The organism is Nitrososphaerales archaeon (assembly GCA_032906765.1).
Classification (GTDB): Archaea; Thermoproteota; Nitrososphaeria; order Nitrososphaerales; family Gagatemarchaeaceae; genus DASPPF01.
On sequence record JAJTZB010000003.1, the window covers coordinates 1 to 18550 of the forward strand.

20 protein-coding genes are annotated in these 18550 nt (G+C 55.1%); 8 read left to right on the top strand and 12 right to left on the bottom strand.

Annotated features, from left to right (window positions below; translation table 11 throughout):
- Positions 1-269: 269 nt before the first annotated feature.
- Positions 270-680 (bottom strand): putative toxin-antitoxin system toxin component, PIN family, encoded by a 411-nt coding sequence (locus LYZ69_03685; protein ID MDV3277552.1) that lies wholly within the window; start codon positions 678-680, stop codon positions 270-272.
- Positions 681-689: 9 nt separating this feature from the next.
- The gene (locus LYZ69_03690; protein ID MDV3277553.1) at positions 690-962 is read right to left on the bottom strand and encodes an AbrB/MazE/SpoVT family DNA-binding domain-containing protein; all 273 of its coding nucleotides are present in this window, start codon (positions 960-962) and stop codon (positions 690-692) included.
- A 641-nt stretch (positions 963-1603) separates the two neighbouring features.
- On the opposite strand from LYZ69_03690, the gene LYZ69_03695 reads away from it, so the two are divergent.
- The 7 genes from LYZ69_03695 (at position 1604) to LYZ69_03725 (ending at position 9121) form a co-directional block, all read left to right on the top strand.
- Positions 1604-2992, top strand: coding sequence for an ABC transporter substrate-binding protein (locus LYZ69_03695; protein MDV3277554.1), 1389 nt, complete (start codon positions 1604-1606; stop codon positions 2990-2992).
- Positions 2989-4371: a TrpB-like pyridoxal phosphate-dependent enzyme gene (locus tag LYZ69_03700; GenBank protein ID MDV3277555.1), complete on the top strand. Its 1383-nt coding sequence runs from the start codon at positions 2989-2991 to the stop codon at positions 4369-4371. Before LYZ69_03695 ends, LYZ69_03700 begins: the two co-directional genes overlap by 4 nt.
- 75 nt (positions 4372-4446) lie before the next feature.
- Positions 4447-5199 (top strand): ABC transporter ATP-binding protein, encoded by a 753-nt coding sequence (locus LYZ69_03705; GenBank protein MDV3277556.1) that lies wholly within the window; start codon positions 4447-4449, stop codon positions 5197-5199.
- A 27-nt stretch (positions 5200-5226) separates the two neighbouring features.
- Positions 5227-5940, top strand: coding sequence for an ABC transporter ATP-binding protein (locus LYZ69_03710; GenBank protein MDV3277557.1), 714 nt, complete (start codon positions 5227-5229; stop codon positions 5938-5940).
- Between the two features lie 16 nt (positions 5941-5956).
- A complete protein-coding gene (locus LYZ69_03715) occupies positions 5957-6907 on the top strand; it encodes a branched-chain amino acid ABC transporter permease (GenBank protein ID MDV3277558.1) in 951 nt (316 codons plus the stop codon).
- Between the two features lie 34 nt (positions 6908-6941).
- Positions 6942-7916 (top strand): branched-chain amino acid ABC transporter permease, encoded by a 975-nt coding sequence (locus LYZ69_03720; protein MDV3277559.1) that lies wholly within the window; start codon positions 6942-6944, stop codon positions 7914-7916.
- Positions 7917-8095: 179 nt separating this feature from the next.
- Positions 8096-9121: a TIGR04053 family radical SAM/SPASM domain-containing protein gene (locus tag LYZ69_03725; protein ID MDV3277560.1), complete on the top strand. Its 1026-nt coding sequence runs from the start codon at positions 8096-8098 to the stop codon at positions 9119-9121.
- Between the two features lie 103 nt (positions 9122-9224).
- Here the strand turns inward: LYZ69_03725 and LYZ69_03730 are convergent, their stop codons facing one another.
- Both LYZ69_03730 and LYZ69_03735 read right to left on the bottom strand, forming a co-directional pair.
- Positions 9225-9716, bottom strand: coding sequence for a CopD family protein (locus LYZ69_03730; protein MDV3277561.1), 492 nt, complete (start codon positions 9714-9716; stop codon positions 9225-9227).
- 277 nt (positions 9717-9993) lie between these two features.
- Positions 9994-10971 (bottom strand): asparagine synthetase A, encoded by a 978-nt coding sequence (locus tag LYZ69_03735; protein ID MDV3277562.1) that lies wholly within the window; start codon positions 10969-10971, stop codon positions 9994-9996.
- 104 nt (positions 10972-11075) lie between these two features.
- Between LYZ69_03735 and LYZ69_03740 the strand changes: the two genes are divergently transcribed.
- Entirely contained in the window at positions 11076-11519 is a 444-nt protein-coding gene (locus LYZ69_03740) for an Lrp/AsnC family transcriptional regulator (protein ID MDV3277563.1), read from the top strand.
- A 244-nt stretch (positions 11520-11763) separates the two neighbouring features.
- Here LYZ69_03740 and folK read toward each other — a convergent pair whose 3' ends face one another.
- From folK to LYZ69_03780, 8 genes are all read right to left on the bottom strand, one after another.
- Complete coding sequence (gene folK, locus LYZ69_03745) at positions 11764-12252, bottom strand: 2-amino-4-hydroxy-6-hydroxymethyldihydropteridine diphosphokinase (protein ID MDV3277564.1); 489 nt, start codon at positions 12250-12252, stop codon at positions 11764-11766.
- Positions 12245-12601 (bottom strand): dihydroneopterin aldolase, encoded by a 357-nt coding sequence (gene folB, locus LYZ69_03750; protein ID MDV3277565.1) that lies wholly within the window; start codon positions 12599-12601, stop codon positions 12245-12247. The genes folK and folB overlap by 8 nt, the downstream gene beginning before the upstream one ends.
- 88 nt (positions 12602-12689) lie before the next feature.
- Positions 12690-13607 carry a dihydropteroate synthase gene (folP, locus tag LYZ69_03755; GenBank protein MDV3277566.1) on the bottom strand — a complete coding sequence of 306 codons (918 nt, stop codon included), beginning with the start codon at positions 13605-13607 and terminating at the stop codon, positions 12690-12692.
- Positions 13608-13749: 142 nt separating this feature from the next.
- Positions 13750-15165 carry a bifunctional hydroxymethylpyrimidine kinase/phosphomethylpyrimidine kinase gene (locus tag LYZ69_03760; GenBank protein ID MDV3277567.1) on the bottom strand — a complete coding sequence of 472 codons (1416 nt, stop codon included), beginning with the start codon at positions 15163-15165 and terminating at the stop codon, positions 13750-13752.
- Positions 15158-16456: a sugar porter family MFS transporter gene (locus LYZ69_03765; GenBank protein MDV3277568.1), complete on the bottom strand. Its 1299-nt coding sequence runs from the start codon at positions 16454-16456 to the stop codon at positions 15158-15160. Before LYZ69_03765 ends, LYZ69_03760 begins: the two co-directional genes overlap by 8 nt.
- A 1-nt stretch (position 16457) precedes the next feature.
- Positions 16458-17054 (bottom strand): hypothetical protein, encoded by a 597-nt coding sequence (locus LYZ69_03770; protein ID MDV3277569.1) that lies wholly within the window; start codon positions 17052-17054, stop codon positions 16458-16460.
- Positions 17035-17550: an energy coupling factor transporter S component ThiW gene (thiW, locus tag LYZ69_03775; GenBank protein MDV3277570.1), complete on the bottom strand. Its 516-nt coding sequence runs from the start codon at positions 17548-17550 to the stop codon at positions 17035-17037. The genes LYZ69_03770 and thiW overlap by 20 nt, the downstream gene beginning before the upstream one ends.
- Positions 17551-17653: 103 nt before the next feature.
- Entirely contained in the window at positions 17654-18313 is a 660-nt protein-coding gene (locus tag LYZ69_03780; GenBank protein ID MDV3277571.1) for a 7-carboxy-7-deazaguanine synthase QueE, read from the bottom strand.
- Positions 18314-18550 lie beyond the last annotated feature (237 nt).

The following is an 18550-nucleotide window of genomic DNA, read 5'->3' on the forward strand; positions in this document are numbered from 1 at the left end:
TACCGAGCTAGGCGACCCCGGCACGGGGCGCCCTACGCTGACCTTGCCTTAAGAATTGAGCAGGGTAACCGTGCCACACGGCAATTCGACCTACAGCAACTACAATGAGAGGGGCAACTCGCCCATGCCTGTGGTCGGGAAAGAGGAGATCGAGGCGAAGTTCAGGTTGGGGTTGGCTGTCCTTCTGAAATAGTTCACCGCGTGCGCACACAACCGGCTCCCGCTGGAGTTACCCCACGACAGAACCAGAGTCTCGTTTCGCGTCTAGCTCATCGCTTCCGTTCCATAATCGAGAGTGCCTTCTTAACCGTGACAATCTTAGTCCGCCCGAACTCTTTCAGTTCGAGCATATGTTTGTCTCCCGTGACGATGAAATCCGCATCCCCTTCTTTCGCCGTGTTCAGCACGTCGTCATCGGGATTGTCGAAGACCTGCACTCTTGATCTGAGCCTCACGAAGACGGCCCTGGAGAGAAGGACTTCCAGAAACATTGTGACTGCTTCGTCATCTGCGTACCTTTCAATCTTCTCGTCCGCTGTCACTCTTGAAAACTCCTCTATGATTGGTTCCGAGAGTATCAATGCGTGGTCGGGACCAAGCAGCAGTTTGAGGAGGTGTTGCGGCTTTCCACTCTTGATTAAAGCGGAGATCAAGACGTTCGTGTCCAGTACGACTCTCATCCGGAGACCTTAGCTCTTGTAGTGCCTGTGCTTCTGAACTAACTCGTCTATCTCTGCGTCGCTGAGCTCGCCGTACTTGGCCCTTCTGGCCCCGACTCGCCTGTAGAGCGATTCAAGTCTTTTCTCCACGTTCTTGACTTCTATCTTCTTCATGATTAACGCATCCTCGTAGGGGTAGACGAGGAGCTTGCTCTTCGCCCCGATTCGAAGTCTTTGCCTCATATGCTGAGGTATTACGACCTGGCCCTTGCTGCTCACGACGACGACGTCGGCCTTCTCCATTTATCCCGACGGGAATTCTTACTTTCTTACTTTAAATAGTTTGCCGTTGGGCACTGCCGACTCTCCTGTGGACAGACGTTCGGGAACCCGCCGAGTGAGACCTGCGTCTCGCTCTATTCGAGCTGCAGCGAATACAGTAAGAGAGTAAACTCGTCCACTCCCATAATTGGGTCGGAGGGAATCAAGGCGAAATTCAGGTTTGGGCTGGACGACCTCCTGAAGCAAATCGCGACTGGCATTGGTCTTTTCATTCCGCGCTCAAATGTAGGAGATACATGCCCAAGGGTTCGAATCCCTTCCGGCCCACGCCCTTGGCCTAGTTACCCATGGATGCGTCGTCCATGGATCTTGGAGAACCGTCAAGAGTGGCGTATTAATACTCAGATGGATAGTTGTCTAATGACATTGCCCAAGAAAACTGCGAATACAAAAGGGGCCCGACACAAAGATGTGCCGGAACCCTCCGGGCCCGTCCAGAATCAATGGCACAAACTAATATTGCGTCGACGAGACTGACTGTTTCTCCATTCTGACATGGCTAGGCCTGAAAATGCACATATGTGTGCATTAATGCATATAACCGTCTCGGCATAGGGTCGTATGAGAATGCCAAGAACGACTGGAGAGTCGACCGGAGAGAATTGAACTTTCTGCGTCGCAGGAGCGGGATTTCTACGTCGGTCCTCGCCTTGATCGTTGTCGTTGTGATTTTGGTGGCTGCCATAGCCGGGTACGTTTTCCTGACCGGGGGCACAAGGCCGGGATCAAGCTCGGTCTCTGGCGCCAAGACAGTCAATGTGGTGTTCGGCGCTACGCTTTCAATGACCGGGCCGCTTCAGGCATTTGGTCAGGAGCAGAACTGGACACTCAGCTTGGCCGTGAGCGCCATCAACGGCTATGGGGGCATTCCCCTCGCTAACGGTTCCCGCGCCCTCGTCAAGTTGGTAGTCCTCGACGACAAGACGGACCCGACCGTAGCCCAGACCAACCTACAGACCCTGGTGTCGCAGTACAATTCGTTGATTGCACTGGGGGAGCTCGGGGGCGTCCAAGATTCGGTCGCCCAGGAGTTTGCGACAAGGAACCAGGTCCCTTACATCGGGCCTGTTTACATTTCGTCCTTCAAGTCGTGCACCGGCTCGTGTTCGAACTCTTGGGTCTTCTCTCCATTCCAGAACGAAACTAACGAAGCTCGCATCTTCTTCGATTGGTTCCGTACAATAGATCCGTCCACAGTTTCGCACAAAGTGACAGTCGCCTTCTTTGGAGAAGGGGACCCTGCAGCCGAAGCGAACAACCTCGCCGGGGAGGCTTATGCGAGGTCGCTAGGCTACACCGTGTGCACATGCTCTGACCTCACCTTCACTCCTGGGAGCTCTTCAGAGATGTCCAGCTTCATAACGGCCGCAAAGAGCGCGGGCGCAGAGGCTGTGTACGGCCTTCCGTTGCCCCCCGACGCGGTCCTGATGGTGCAGACTGCGCATCAGCTGGACTACTCCCCGAACGCTTGGCTGCTCACGAGAGGGACCGCGGTCGCGCCTTTCGCAATTCCTGCTCTGGGAGGAGGGGGGAATCTCTCGGTTGGCGTCATGTCCGCGTTCCCCTGGCAACCCGCGGTCCCATACACCGGAATTCTTCTGGGGCACCAGGTAAACAATTCTGACATTGTTGGGAAGTACGAGGCGTTTTGGCATCATCCACCGACGCTGGAAGGTGTCTACTATACGGAGGTTCTGGTCGCGGCGAACGCAATCCAAGCCGCTGGGACGCTTGACCGAACCTCGATAAGGAACGCGCTCCGTTCGACCACCTTCCAGACACCACAGGGTCAGGTGAGCTTCACGCCAGGAGGCCAGTGGGTGCAATCGGGCAAGTACATGCTACTGATGCAGTGGCAGAACGTTGTCGTCAGCGGGACGACCATCCAGGCGCTGCAAATCCTCGAGCCCACCGGTATCGCTACGACCAGCTACGTCATCTACCCTTACACCACGATCAACCAGCAACGGGTTCCGTGGCCGCCTGCATGAAAGCCGAATCTACTGTCCCGAGGGGTTACGCAGAGCGGGCATACGGCGCCTTCCTGAACCCAGAGGAACTGCCCCGAAGATGGTACAACATCGTCCCTGATTTGCCGACTCCGCTCGCGCCCATGCTGGACCCTCAAACGTTGGAGCCGGTCGGCCCTGCGCGGTTCGAACAACTCTTTCCGAAGGAGCTGGTTAGGCAGCAGTTCTCGCAGGAAAGGTGGTTCGATATTCCGGAAGAGGTCTTGGATGCTTACAGGATGCTTCCCAGGCCAACGCCGCTGCTGAGGGCGAGGAGGTTCGAGGCGCAGCTGCGGACCCCCGCGATGATCTTCTACAAGTCGGAGCATCTGTCCCCCGTTGGAAGCATGAAGCCCAATACCGCCCTTCCACAGGCATTCTATGCTAAGAGGCAGGGCCTTGCCCTGGCCATATCCGAGACAGGTGCAGGGCAGTGGGGCTCGGCTCTCGCCATGTCCTGCTCGATCTTCCACCTGGCTGCCCGCATATACATGGTCAGGGTTAGCGCCCGACAGAAGCCAGGAAGGAAGATACTCATGGAGACCTACGGCGCCGAGGTCAGGGAGTCCCCGAGCGCCGATACGCCCACGGGGAGGAACCTTCTCGCGCAGAATCCGAATCATCCTGGGTCGCTCGGGATAGCCATCAGCGAAGCAATCGAGGACACCCTAGCTACTGATGGCTCAAAGTACCTCCTCGCCTCTGCCTTCAACTACGCGCTCGCACATCAGACGATAATCGGCCTAGAGACGCAGAAGCAATTCGAAATGCTTGACATCACACCAGACGTGATGTGCGGCTGCATAGGCGGCGGCTCGAATTTTTCCGGGTTTATTTATCCGTTCGTCAGAGAAAAGCTCAGGAAAAAAATCGATACTGAATTTGTAGCCTGCGAGCCTTCGGCTGTCCCGTCGACCACGAGGGGAAGGTTCGACTACGACTACGCAGACGCTGCGGAGCACACGCCCCTGGTGAAGATGTATTCTGTGGGGCACAGGTTCGAGACCCCGCCGATTCACGCGGGAGGGTTGCGCTTCCACGGTAAGGCCCCCAGCCTTTCGTTGTTGATTCACGCCGGGGTCGTAAGGTCGACTGCATTTTCGCAGACCAGCGTCTTCGAGGCCGCCAAAATGTTCGCACAGACCGAAGGTGTTGTCACCGCGCCCGAATCCGCTCACGGGTTGAAGTACGTCATCGACGAGGCTCTCCGGTGCCGGAGAAGCGGCGAGAAGAAGGTGATCGTGTTCAACAATTGTGGGCACGGACTTCTCGACCTCTCGGCTTACGACGAGTACAACAAGGGGAGCATGCAGGATTGGGAGCCGTCTGAAATCGGGTTGGGGGAGTATGCCAAGAGATAGGGTCTGCGAAGGACTCTTGGTCACTGCGGCACCCGCGACAGCTCTTCCTCAACGATCGAAGAGGTAGGCGACGCGTTGAATCAGGCGCTCGAAATTGACAGCGTGAGCAAGTCCTTTGGTGGGCTAAGAGCTGTCGACGAGGTGTCTCTTACGGTGGACGCCGGGGACGCCATGGGAGTGATCGGTCCCAACGGGGCGGGAAAGACGACTCTGTTCAACCTGATCTCTGGAATCCTCAGGCCTGATTCAGGCTCGATAAGGCTCGAAGGGAGGACGATCTCTGGGTTGAAACCCCAAGAGATTTCTCGATTGGGTGTCGCCAGGACGTTTCAGACGCCTCGGCCGTTCGGACGAATGAGTGTGTTGGAGAACGTAATGGTGGGCCTCCTCTTCGGGAGGAGAAGGAGTATGTCCGTTGGGGTCGCCCGAAGGAGGTCTTCCGAAGTCTTGGATTTGGTCTCTCTCGAGCACAAGTCAGGAACCTTGGCGGTTGCGTTGACTCTTTCAGAACAGAGAAGGCTGGAGCTCGCAAGGGCGCTCGCGACGGATCCAAAGGTGTTGATCCTTGACGAGGTGATGGCTGGTCTGACTCGGCCCGAATCAATTGAAATGGTTTCCATAATCAAACTGGCAAAGCAGGAAGGGAGACTGACGCTTCTGGTGACAGAGCATCTGACAAGAGCGATCGTAGAGCTCTGCAACAGGCTAACAGTGATGAATAGGGGTGTGATACTCGCGGAGGGGGCTCCGCCTGAGGTATTGCGTAAAGAGGGCGTGGTCTATGCTTACATGGGAGTCCGCACCCGAGGAAACTCGCTCCCAAGCTGAGTCGACCTGGGGCTAGTGGTGAGCGTTGTGAGCTCAGGGCTGGTGGTTGATTCCGTTTCTGTGTCTTATGGAAACATAGCGGCGGTCTGGGACGCATCCCTGAACGTTGGGGATGGAGAAATCGTCGCGGTCCTAGGCGCCAACGGAGCCGGGAAGTCGACTTTGCTCAAGGCAATAATGGGCCTCGTCGCAGCTAGCAAGGGAAGGATAAGTTTCAGGGGACAGCAGATGTCTGGACTGAGGCCCCACGTCTTGGTCGCCAGAGGAATAGCCTACGTTCCAGAAGGTAGGCGGCTCTTTCCCAAGTTGTCCGTGGAGGAAAACCTCAGGGTGGGGGCACCCGGGAAATGCTCCGACCTTGCCCAGAGATTCAATGCGACATATGATGCTTTCCCGTTGCTTGCAGAGAGGAAGCACCAGCTTGCGGGCACACTTTCCGGAGGGGAGCAACAGATGCTGGCCATTGGACGGGGAATGATGGCGAAACCCGCGATGCTCCTCATAGATGAGCCGTCCCTCGGCCTCTCCCCCTCTGCGGTCGATGCAGTGGTAGCGAGCATGACAAAAGTGAATCAAGGCGGGGTCGGAATCCTCTTCGCGGAGCAAAATGCGGGGCTCGCACTGGAGGTGGCTCAACGCGCATATGTAATGGAGAACGGGTGCATTTCGACCTCTGGGATGAGTTCTGACCTTCTGACAGACCCGGCAGTTAGGACGGCGTATCTGGGGAACGGAGGCTGAGACGCTGGTGTTGGGCGTGGCAGAGCTGGTCCAGTCCGTAATGAACGGCGTGGTTCAGGGTGGATTCTTCGCCCTGGCATCTGTGGGTCTTTCTCTGATATTCGGCGTTCAGAAGGTCCTGAATCTCGCCTATGGAGCTTTCATCGTGTTGGCAGCCTTCGTTACCATCCAATTCTCTATACTGATTACCCCTGCCCTGCATATCGACCCTCTGTTTTCTGTCCCCCTCGACGCGATTGTCATAGGGTTGCTAGGTTGCGCAGTGTACTTCGCGATCATCATCAGGGCAGCCAAGACAGGGTTCGAGACGATTTTGCTAGCAACCTTCGGGCTTTCGATTTTGTTGGAGTACGTTATGCAGAACGGCTTTGGGCCCATCCCGCCAATCGACCCCTCGAGCGGGATTGGTGCACTGGCCCAATACCAGACCTATTCTAGCACCTCTTGGAAAATTGGGCCGATATTCCTTGCAAAGGCGGGCTTCTTGGCTCTGCTCGCAGCACTCGTCTTGATTCCTTCTCTCCATTTCTTCCTGTCCAGAACCTACTTCGGGCGCACCCTTCGTGCGACTTCGCAGGACCCCGAGGCGGCAGAGTTCTCTGGAATCGACACGCGGAGGGTGAACCTGATTTCGTTTGTGATTGGTTCGTCTACGGCGGGTGTGGCAGGAGGCTTCCTGGCCTTCCTCACTCCCGTAACCCCAATTTCTGGAGGGGCCGCAATCCTGCCGATTATCCTAGCAATCATAATCATCGGAGGAATGGGGAGCATGATCGGTACGCTGGCAGCTGGCTTCATCGTTGGCTTGGTGATGAATGTGTCTTCATTGGTAGCATTCAACCTTCCCGCGCAGTCCGGTCTCCACTCTGACCTAGGAAGTCTGTTCACCTTCATCATTTTCTTAACGGTCCTGACGCTCAAGCCCGCGGGCCTCTTCGGCCAGGCGGAGCCCGGCCAGTTGAGTTGAGTGCGGACTGTCAGAATCAAGAGGCAGATGGTCGTTGAAGAACTCGGTCCGCGCTTTGCCTTCGGGGTTGGTAGTGCTCGTCGGATTGGTCATGCTTGGGCTCTATCCCCTTCTACTGCCGGCTGTGGGCCTCAACTCGCTGAATTCATATTCCGTTTACTTCGTCTGGGTAACCCTGGCGGTAAGCTGGAACTTGGCGGGAGGATACGCCAAGCTTCTGAACCTTGGCTTGGTCGCCTTCTTTGCCCTCGGGAGCGTTGTTGGGGCGGTCGCGCTGACTTCTGGCCTTTCGTACGGCGAGTCGATCGCGCTATCTGGCCTAGCGGGATCCCTCGTCGCATTCGCCATGATTCCCACTTTCAGGTTCCGGACCTTTTACTTCGCGATTGCCACGTTGTTCGTCCCGCTTGTGATCAAGCCCCTGGTCGAACTTGTGGCGGGCGTAGCTGATTTCAGAGTCCCGCAGGAAGCGATTCTTGGACCGGTTGCTCTGTACTACCTGGGAATCAGCATGAGCGGGCTAACGATTCTTGGGTCTTACCTCTTGATCAGGTCGAGGGTGGGCTACGCGCTCAAGGCGCTGGGTGAAGACGAGCTCGTTTCTTCCTCTGTCGGCATCGACGTGCTGTCCTTCAAGGCGATTGCCCTCATTGTAAGCGGTATTGTAGCTTCGGTCGCTGGTTCCTACTATCTTCAGATAATCGGTACGGTGAACACAACCCTCTTCACTGATTTGAACTTCTCTCTCTTTCCGATCTTCATGGTCATCATCGGAGGCGCAGGTACGGTCGAAGGCCCCATCGGAGGAGCACTGATCTTCAGCGTTCTCAACTACGAAGTCACCAGCTTCCTGCCCAACAGCACCCTAGACACTTTGGTTCTTTCAGCCATGATAATCGGTGTGGCCGTCTTCCTTCCGAAGGGGATAGTACCCGCCGTTCGGGCGAACGTATCGAGAGGAGGGCGGTTTCGATTGGGACGCCCTTCGCAAAAGAAAGGAGGCGAATAGGCGAGTATTCGGCCATTTTCCGAGTCGAATCCTGTCAGAGTTCGAATCCCACTGGGCCCGTTATGTTTCTACGACCCTTAACAGAGGGAAAACATCGAGCTGAAGTGCCTTGATGTCGAAGGATTAACACGAATTCCACAAAATGACCACGGATTGCCGCAACCATTAAACAGTAAAGAATGGGTTACGAGGACGCCAAACGGACGATGGATTTCTCTAGCAGACCGATACTTGTCTTCTGGGAGACTACGAGGGCATGCCCTCTGGCCTGCGTGCACTGCAGGGCCTCAGCAATAACGGAGCCGCTTCCAGGCGAACTCACGAAGGAGGATGGCTTCGACCTCATAGAGCAGGTCGCGTCCTTTGGGAGGCCGAGCCCTACGGTAGTCCTCACGGGAGGGGACCCCCTCATGAGGAGCGACCTGTTTGACTTGGCGTCGTACGCAAGCAAGGCGGGGGTGCAGTTTGCAGTCTCCTCTGCGGTGACAGGGCTCTTGACCGACGCGACTCTGGATAGAATCAGAAGTGTCGGCGCCTCCTCAATCTCCGTCAGCCTTGACGGGGCGTGCCAGGAGACCCACGATTCCATAAGGGGTGTAGAGGGGACCTTCGACAGGACAATGGAGAGAATCAAGGCTGCGACCGAACTGGGAATAAGCGTTCAGGTCAACACGGCCATCATGAAGAGCAATTTCCGCGAGCTTCCACAGATCTTCCACCTGATAAGAAACATGGGTGTCAATATATGGGAACTGTTCTTCCTGGTAAAGGTGGGAAGGGGCTCCGCAGTCGACGACTTGGCGCCCGAGGAATACGAAAGCGTGTGCAACCTCCTATACGATGCATCTCACTACGGTATGACAATCAGGTGCGTCGAAGCGCCATTCATCCGAAGGGTTGTGAGTGAAAGAAACGAAAAGGGGGACTATTGGCAGCACGAGACTTATCACGCGCTGAAGAGAGATTTCGTGAGAATGAACGGAGGGCCGTCCGGAGGGTCGAGCCTGCGGCCCAAGGGAACTCTGGATGGAGACGGGATTGTTTTCGTTGGTTATGACGGCGCAATCTATCCCGGCGGATTCCTGCCAGTCAGGGTGGGAAACGTGAAGGAGGACGGGTTAGTAAGGACCTACAGGGAAAGCGACCTCATGAGGAGAATCAGAGGAAGAGTGCTGAAAGGCCCCTGCGGCACGTGTGGGTTCTAAGACGTCTGCGGAGGAAGTAGGGCCAGATCCTTCGCCCATTATGGAGATCCTCTCGACTCACCCAGCATGCGTGCTTGTGGCGGGAAGGCTAGGATAGGGCGTCTCAGGGGGACATCTGCATCACGGCGACAAGGGCGAGGATTACGACCATCAATCCCAGATTGGCGAAAGAAACAATTCTGCTCTTCTTCCTGAGCGCTTTTAGCTCATCGAGCTTCCCTTCGCGGGCCAGCCTTACGATCTTCCTGCCGAAGTATACGTTATGTGCGTAAATCAAAGCCACAAGGACAGCTACGAGTACACTCTTCGAAAGAAGCAACAACCCTGCTCCGGTGCCGAGAAGGGCGCTCGCCGAAGGAAGATACCATGTTGCGTTGTACAGACCGGTAAGAATCAACACCACGAGTATTGGGTTCGTAAGCCTTCCGAAGGACTTCGCAATCTTGCCCACGATAAGCGTCCTTTCCGACTCGTCCTCCGTGATGAGGTAGGAGGCTGGCATCACGACCAGCCACATGAAGAAGGACCCACCCACGAAGAGGACTGCGCTGAACAAGTGCGCCCAGAGGATCACGGTGTCAAATAGTGGAACCATTGCGTTCACCTCTTCTGCCCGGTATTCAAACTTCCACCTTCAGCCCAAGAAGGTGTTTGAACCCTATTAGCGTTCAAACCCCACCGGACTCGAGCCGTTCCATCACCCTCCTTCGTCAAACCGCGTGGCGAACTCAGAGTTGTGAGGGTCGAAGTAGCGATGTAGAAGGAGAGGGACGGCCGTCGCCTTCGACTACAACGTTGGAAAGATGGTCGGCGAGGAGACGCTAACCGGCGTTGTCAGCACGCTTCTTGGCGTTAGCCCCTGACAATCTCTCTTAGAGTTCGTAGACAACTCCCGGAACCTTCGGAAAGGCCTGGACTTCTCCTATGTGCTTGGCTCCAGTGACCCAGGTCACGAGTCTTTCCACGCCTATTCCAGCGCCCGCCGATGGCTTGAGTTTACCTTCTTTCGCCATCTTAAGGAGCAGGGTGTAGTTCTCCCTCTTCACGCCATCGCGCTCCATCTTCGCCGCGATTTTACTGTGCTCCCACTCGCGTCTAGCGCCTGAGAGGACCTCCCCATACCGCGGAAGGAAAAGGTCGTAGTTGTCCCACCTGCCCGTGGCCGCGTCTTCAAAATCGTAGAACTCTCTCGGGATGTTGGTCACCCAGACCGGCTCCCGGGTCTCTTGGGGCAGTCTCGTCTCCCACTCGTCTCCGTACTTCGCCACAAGGTCTTCCCTGTCATAGACCCTGAACGGCGTCTCGGGCGCCTTGAGACTGCCGTATCTGCCAAGGTATGTCAGGTCCCGTTTTGCCTGCTTCTTGACATGGCGTACCAGTCCAGCTATAACGGCTTCAACAAGGCGTTTAATGTCCTTGGAACCGGCATCTCTCATCTCGAAATCGAGTTGTGTGAATTCGTATGCGTGCCATCCAGTCGCCTTTCTCTCCCTCTTCTCTATCCTCACATTCGGAGAGAGAACGAAGAACTTCGGGTATGCCGTCGAGCTCGCAACAAGCTTGTGGATTATCATGCTCAGAGTTGTCCTGACCGTCTCGCCGTAGATCTCTGTCTCGACCCTCTTCTCGATCGACGCCCCGGGGTCAGGCCACAAGGGATCTGTCGACTTGGAGAAGATCACAGGAAGCAGCCAGGCGAATCCCCTGCCTGCGAAAGCATCGGTAAGGTACCTGAGAACCTCGGTGCTCACCCTGCCGATATGTGCTTTCCTTACCATTTCACCCTCAGACAATTCGTCCAGAGGCTTCGGAATCTCGAGGACCTCTGTCGCCTCGACCGTCCTAGCCATGTCGAGACAACTTCTGCCGATATCTATAAACACTCTGACATAATTTGTGGTGTTTTGCCGGAATGTAAATCATATAAGTGCCTCGCTTCCAGCATCTTGCTGGCATGCTAAGCACGAAGGACCAGAAGATACTGGCAGAGCTGCTCGAAGACGGCAGGAAGTCGGTTGTAGAAATCTCAAAGGAACTGCGGATTCCCAGAGCGACGGTTCAGGAGAGGCTGAAGAAGCTCGTTGACTCTGGCGTCATAAGGAAATTCGTGGCGATTCCCGACTATTCGAAGATAGGAAAGCAGGTCACTGCCCTCGTCCTTGTCTCCTTCAGGAACGCTGAGAACGTCTCTCAACGAAGCCTCGCGGAACAGATGTCCAAGATCCCTGGGGTCTACGAGGTGATTGTGATTTCCGGCGAGTGGGACATAGCGCTCAAGGTGAGGGCCGGCTCGGTGGAGGATATCGGTACCCTGGTCGTCGACAGGCTGAGAATGATGAAGGGCATCGAGAAGACACAGACCTGCGTCGCGTTCCAGACGATAAAGGAGAGCTTCTAAACGTCGTCAAGATATGTGGGGTTGGAGGTTGGCCCAGATATTCCTGACCGCGAATCTTACCCCAGATGAACCCTTCATGACTCGGGATCCACCTCACCTGATTCGAGTCTGCTAGGTCAGACCAAGGATACTTCCAGTCAGCGCGATTGACTGGTGGATGCTGTGGTGGGTGGGAGTGAAGGAAGCAATAGATTTCTTAGGCAGGCGGCTATTTCTCTTCTGGGAGACGACGAGGGCATATCCGCTAGCTTGGATGCCCTAACTTTCGTACAAATCCATTTGGGTTCAGGTTGGCAAGGAGCGTGGAAGCGCTCCTTCGATAGATTGGATGAACATGGTCGGGCTCTATTTCAACGAGGGGAACCAGGACAAATCCTCTCTCGTGAATTCTGGGATGAGGAATCTTCAGGTCGCTTTCCTCTACGACTTCGTCTCCGTAAAATAGTATATCCAGGTCAATACTCCTAGGACCGTACCTAACACTTTCTTGTCTGCCCAGCCTTCGTTCAATGTCCTTGAGACAAACCAACAGTTCTTTCGGTGTCAGATTCGTCTCGAGTTTCGCCACGCAATTCACGAACCAAGCCTGGTCTTTGAGGTACATCGGCTCGGTTTCGTACATGGAGGAGACCTTCACGAGTTTCATCTTCTCCTTCAGTAACTCTATGGCCTTCCTCAGGTTACCTTCCCTGTCTCCAACATTGGAGCCCAGGCCAATGAAGACGTCAACCATGCTGGATCCTTGTAATCTCTATCCCTATGTTCGGACTCTTCGAGTATTTTTTCTTGCTCACCCTGACCCTCACCTTCGTCACCGCTGAACTCCCCACCAAGAGGGATGCTATTCCCTCAGCGATGCTTTCCAAGAGCCTAAACTCGCCCTTGGAGACGAAGTCGAATATCTTCTGCCTGACTTCTGAGTAACTCACCGTCTTGCCCAGATCATCGGTGATTCCAGCCTCCCTCAGGTCATGGAAGATGTAAACGTCGACAATCACATCCTGCCTCCTACTTCTCTCCCTATCCGGAACGCCCACCCTGCATGGCACGACCAGATTCTTGATGAAAATCTTATCCGCCATCAATCATCGGCTCTGCAGTGTCTTCTTTTCTCTTTGCTCAATTCTGCTCATCTGCCCCCGGCATGAAGAATCCAAAGCAACAAGATATTCAAGGATGCGCCCTGACTCGTGCGAGACTTCCGTACGTTCCCAATTTCTTGATGCTCTCAGCCATCCTAACGGCTTGAGTCGTCGCACCGACGTCATGAGTTCTAACGAGGTGGACTCCGTTGAAGACGGCTACCGCCGTGGCAGCTAGAGAGCCGATGAGTCGTTCATTTGGTTCTTGGAGGCCCAGTATCTTACCAATGAATGACTTCCTTGAGATTGAGATGCAAGAGGGCCTGCCCAAGCTTCGAAATTGACCGAGTTCCCTGATAACCATGCAATCCCATGCGTACCAGGGAAGTTCCTCCGCAGGAGAGAACCCGAATCCCCTTCCCTCCCTGCGAAAGAACCCCAACCCCGGGTCGATCACGATTCTCCCCTCTGGTATACCCGCTTTAGCGCCCAAGTCGAGTGTCTCTTTCAGTGCTGCCAAGATTCTCTTTATTGGCTCGCCAGAGCGATGCCGGGTCTCGTGAGCCATCAAGATTGCAGAGGCCCCGTGTTTCACGATGAGCTTTGCCATCCGCTCATCGTGCTTCAGGCCGCTGACATCGTTGACGATGCCCGCCCCCGCTTCCAATGCCGCTCTCGCAGCAATGGACCTCGGCGTATCTACTGAGATGGGCACCTTGACGGCATCTCTAATCGCACCGATGGCCATGGTCAACCTCCCGACCTCCACTTCCAGAGGGACCTCGGTGGTAAGGTATGGTGCAGTCGACATGCCGCCTACGTCGATTATATCTGCACCTTCCTTCACCATGACAGCTGCCAGTTCGGATATGCCTTCTGACGTGGTTTTCACCGAGCCCTTGTAGAAGGACTCCGGGCTGACGTTTATGGTTCCCATGACCCTGACGGGGTAGCCATCTCCAAGCTTAACTCCGGCAAGCTCGCCGTTGACCAACCTCTTCGTCAAACGATTGCGCAGCTCGGAAGTTAAGAGTTATCCGAGGCCTGCAGAGACGGCCATCAAGCTATTGCTTGTCGCCCGCGGCGCGACAGCATCGTGACTACGCGCTTGTATCGTGGAACTGTTGTTACGAAACAATGACTCGATATCAAGCATTCTCTTGCCCTTTTCTGTCGCCTTGCGAAATGTCACCTCGACGGAGCTGCTTGGCAATATTCATTACCTTGCCAGCGACATCAGCGGCGTCTATTCCGAACATCCTTATCATTGGTTCCTTACCGATATCGCCTTTATCGTAGACTAGGTCAGGCACCCTTCCCGTCTTCTCTATCGCCCGTTCTATCACCCAGGGTAGGGTGGCACCTTCCCTTGCCCTCACATCTGCGGGCTCGTTCTTCCTGTCGTAGAACGTGGCCGTGTATCCGAGTCTCCTGGCTGCGTTCAAGATTCCCTTCGAGTACTTGATGTTGGCTACGGCCCTGATTCTTTCGTCGTGCTTCATTGCCGTCAGGACCGCCCTTGCCAAGTGCGATGAAGAACCGAAGGCAGGTTGCGAGCCTGCCTTTATCCTCCCATCAATCTTCACCAACCTCCCCGGCACGGCGGCTACATCCATTTCACTCCTGGCGTAGAACAGGGGGAGTGCCATCGCAAGGTTCATCTGAACCTCGGGCACAACTTCAGCAACCTCCGGGGATGACTCAAGTATCCTTATGCCCTCCTTGATCGATTCGAAAACATGCAGTTTCTCCGCAGGTATGAGGACCCAGGAGGGTGGATTGACCGGGCCGTTCCCCTTTCCTAGCGGAAGAGCATACTCTATCGCACGGGTTACGAATGCCTTTGCCCTTCCGACCGCTTCGGCGATATCGCTTCCCCTGGCCAGTTCTGCCGCGATGGCCGCCGAAAATGCGCAGCCTGTTCCGTGTGTATTTTTCGTTTTGATTCTGCGCGCTTTGAACTCCTTGAACTTCCCCTCGTGATACAAGACGTCTATGCTTTCCGCGCCTCCAAGGTGCCCGCCTTTCACCACAGCTGCCCCTGCGCGGTATTCCTTCACTATCTTCCTTGAAGCCTCCCTTGCGTCGTCCAGGCTCGATATCTTCGAACCTGTGATTCTCTCCGCCTCGGGTATGTTCGGCGTAACCACTGCTGCCAGAGGAAGCAGATCCTTGATGAGCGTCTCGACCGCATCGTCTCGAAGCAGCCGAGCGCCGCTCTTCGATATCATGACGGGGTCTACCACCAAAGGAAATCTGTAAAGCCTTATCGACCTTGCGACCGCCGAGACGATTCCTGAACTACTGAGCATACCGGTCTTGGCAGCATCTACTCCCAGGTCTGAGGCTACCGCGTCGATTTGCTTCCTGATAATCTCCGTACTAACCTCCTGAACTCCCGTAACCGACCTCGTGTTCTGGGCCGTAATCACAACCACCGCTGAGGTTCCGTGAACCCCGAGCGCTGCGAAGGTCTTCAGGTCGGCCTGTATCCCCGCCCCTCCGCCGGAATCGCTTCCAGCTATGGTCAGTGCAACCCGAACCTTTCTTTCCAAGTCAGGCATGGCTTTCACCGGTGATCGACTCCAAACTCTCGTGCTTCGTCTCCACCCCTCTCATAAACCAGGCAAACGCCGCCATGGCTCCAAGACCCCAAAGGAGCACATTCAACTCTACGAAGCCGAACGTGCTCAGGCTCGAGGTAAGGTAGATGGAGGTTATGTAGAAGCCCCAAGCCACAACCCTGACGAGTGCTATGAACGTGGAGCGCAGGTTCGTGCCCATTGCGAGCTCAGGTTCAAGCACGACCCTGGCCGCCCATCCCAGCTCGCTGAAGATCATGTTAAGAAAGAGGAAGACGAAGAACACGAGAATGTTGCTTGAGACAACGCCAACTGCTGCGAGTACGAACGTTACTGTTACCAAACCGCCCAGGTACGAGAAGAGGGAGAAGAACCGCCTGCTTAGCCTGTCAACAACGTAAGCACCAAGAAAGCCGGCGACTGAAGCGCCCGCATTCGCAACCATGACTATCTGAGGGGCTATCGAAGAGAAGCTGTATGGCCCTATGATGAAGGCCAGGAGGCCGTACGTGGTCAGCTGGGATACGCCAAGCAGGGCAAGGACCGTAAAAGCGAAGCGTGCCGAATACCTCGGCCCTGTGGGGACAGCCACGTTTTGTAGGCCAGCCGCCTCCTTAACCTGACCCTTGACGGAGCCCAACAGCAGCTCGGCCTCCTTCACCCTGCCTCTTTTCACCAACCATCTGACAGACTCGGGTAGCCTTCTCCTTGTGAAGAGTATTGTGCCTATCAGCAACAGCGTGGCCATGCTGAGGACTGTCTTCTGAAACGCGACGGATGAGAGGCCGTAGAGGATCAAAGACGCCGCGACAAAGGCACCGATGTTATAGAAGTTGGACGAGAGCACTATTGCCTTCCCCCTGTGTCTCACAGGGGTAAACTCTGCCAGCGCAGCTAGCGCTGGTGGTTCTTCACCTCCCACGCCCAGCTGAGCTATCGCGACGAAGAGAAGCAAGGCGTAGAAGTTGGGAGAGAGGATTATCCCCGCTATCCCTATAGCGTAGACGGCTACCGTAACCATGAAAGCAGGCTTCCTTCCCACTTTGTCTGCGAGCGAGCCGAGAAGGAAATTTCCGATTACTAGAAAGATTGGCGAGATCGTTAGAAGAATGGGGATATCCCCACTTGGAACTATTGGCCAGGAGGTAACGAGGATAGATAACGAGTAGACAAAGCCCCAAGCGAAGAAACCCAAGGCCGTTGAAGAGAAGACGGTCCAGTGGATGCCTGTCCAGGAAGCTCGGTCGAGGACAGACCTGTAATCCTGCCCCATTCTACGAAGCTTCCCTTCCTGTTCGCAGCGATGGAAGCTCGATTACCACGTCAACAACGCTGACGACTCTTTGAAGAAGCTCCCTTTCACGTCCTGACAGGCCGGAGCCGTGGTCAGGCGCCAGTGAAGAGCCGGAGTAGGCATTCCCTATGAAGGTCTCGCTCCTTCTGACCGCCTCCAAAAGCAGGTTCGGATCCCCGGCGTGCAGGTGAATTGTCAAATCGTTGATGAACAGACATGATGTCGGGATAGCAAGATACTGCCTAAGAAGAGCTGATGTCAATACCGCGTTATCTTCAGCGAGTTTCACCACTTCGCCAGCATGATGGCCTTCCAACCTTGGAGCCCTAATTGGGGCAGAGGGGTCATACACTCGGCATTCTGGGCTGGGTAGGAAGTCCGTGATCCGACCCCCAATTCTCAGGCCATCAATCGTTCTCTGTGCTGGGGCGAAATCGAGTACCGTTGTCTCAACAGGCTCGATTCTCGAGATTGCTTGGCGCAGCAGTGAAGCGGTAACCTTCGTCTTGCCAGAACTCGTCTCCCCTGTTATCAAGGTCCTCTTGTTTTCAAACCTCTCAAAGCGGAATTCTTGCAATTATCCCCCTCTTCCTTAGAGCAATCATGATAATGTATCCGACGACGCTGCCCAATACTGCAGGCGGAGTGAATGCTAGAATGAAGAATCCAAGCGTAGCGCTCCTTCCGATTATCGGGGCCACAAGGAACGAGCTCAGAAAGGCCCCAACAAGTGCTGTGCCGGGTATCTCGGCGAAGGCCGAAAAGTAGCTCTTCGTCGCTTTGTATGTCAGTCCCACGAGTATTGCACCGGGTATGCCACCTGGTAGCGAGAAGACGGTGCCGGTATGAACGGACATGCGAATTATGCCGACCGCCAACGCCACAGCGGCGGCGTACCAAGGCCCAAGTAGAATCCCAGCGATCACGTTTATCATTGACTGAAAGGGAAAGACAAGCGTCGGGCCAACAGGTATGGGACCCGGATAGAAGGAAAAGACGACGCCCAAAGCCGTCAGTATGCTCAGTACGGCTAACTTTGATGTCTTCAACTTTTGCTGGCTGAGTTGCGCCACGGATCCGCTGTCTTATAAATCGCTAAATAAGTGACTTATAGCACGCTCATGTTTTAGTCGCAAAGGAGTTTCGCATCAAAGGAACTATTTTCTCCTTCCTCATTCAGGTTCCCCTCCTGTTGCCGAAGAGCAGAATATGCAGACGTGGAGTGAATCGAAAGCCACGCTGCTTGCAGACCTCCACGAGCCATTTGCCGCGTTCGGAAAGGGTCTCTACATCCGTCCCTTCGGGCATAAGAAGGACCCTTTCGCGTGGAAGGTTGTAAGCGGAGATCAATTCCTCGACCTCGACAACATCGTTCGGTTCGCACACGACGAACTTGAACCAGGCCTTGCCCGACCTTACGAAAGCTTTCAGTGCAGTCTGACGAACCCTGACAGTTTTCTCCACGAGGCTATTGCTTATCTTGGGTGAGACGTTGAAGCAGTCGACAAGTCCAACCATTTCGACTGATGGAACAACCATGCCGTTGGTTTCGACCTCGATGAAGAAGTCCAATTGCTTCAGTTCCGAGAGCAGAGAGGAAAGGACTCTCTGATGGAGAAGAGGTTCACCACCAGTGACGACAAGGTGGTGGCAACCGTAATCTGTGAGCTTCTCCAACACCTCGCTCGCGCTCATCTGTTGATAGTGGATTCCTGCCTGCGCCTTGCTCTGGTTCAGCCACGTATACTTGGTGTCACACCAAGCGCAGGTGAGATTGCAATAGTACGTGCGGAGGAAGACGCTCGGCGTTCCCGCGTATACCCCCTCACCCTGCACGCTGAAGAAAATCTCTGATACAGGCAGAAGTCTTTCTTCTTCTCTTCGCGCTTCCCACTACCTCCTACTCCGGGGTTTATGAGGCGGAACGGACGGAGGCCCGCTCACCCGCCTGTGGGTTAGGCTTCTTGGGTCGCTTATGAAGCTTTACAATTCCGATTCGCTACATTGTGAATTGCGCGCCACTCGAGCCCCGCACCGTGCATCATGGAGTTTGGAAGGCGGGTACAGCACGAG

Bases quoted from the DNA above. Each gene is read 5' to 3' on its own strand.
- LYZ69_03685 (MDV3277552.1), bottom strand. From the start codon at position 680: ATGAGAGTCGTACTGGACACGAACGTCTTGATCTCCGCTTTAATCAAG.
- LYZ69_03690 (MDV3277553.1), bottom strand. From the start codon at position 962: ATGGAGAAGGCCGACGTCGTCGTCGTGAGCAGCAAGGGCCAGGTCGTA.
- LYZ69_03700 (MDV3277555.1), top strand. From the start codon at position 2,989: ATGAAAGCCGAATCTACTGTCCCGAGGGGTTACGCAGAGCGGGCATAC.
- LYZ69_03725 (MDV3277560.1), top strand. From the start codon at position 8,096: ATGGGTTACGAGGACGCCAAACGGACGATGGATTTCTCTAGCAGACCG.
- LYZ69_03730 (MDV3277561.1), bottom strand. From the start codon at position 9,716: ATGGTTCCACTATTTGACACCGTGATCCTCTGGGCGCACTTGTTCAGC.
- LYZ69_03735 (MDV3277562.1), bottom strand. From the start codon at position 10,971: ATGGCTAGGACGGTCGAGGCGACAGAGGTCCTCGAGATTCCGAAGCCT.
- LYZ69_03740 (MDV3277563.1), top strand. From the start codon at position 11,076: ATGCTAAGCACGAAGGACCAGAAGATACTGGCAGAGCTGCTCGAAGAC.
- folK (MDV3277564.1), bottom strand. From the start codon at position 12,252: ATGGTTGACGTCTTCATTGGCCTGGGCTCCAATGTTGGAGACAGGGAA.
- folB (MDV3277565.1), bottom strand. From the start codon at position 12,601: ATGGCGGATAAGATTTTCATCAAGAATCTGGTCGTGCCATGCAGGGTG.
- LYZ69_03760 (MDV3277567.1), bottom strand. From the start codon at position 15,165: ATGCCTGACTTGGAAAGAAAGGTTCGGGTTGCACTGACCATAGCTGGA.
- LYZ69_03765 (MDV3277568.1), bottom strand. From the start codon at position 16,456: ATGGGGCAGGATTACAGGTCTGTCCTCGACCGAGCTTCCTGGACAGGC.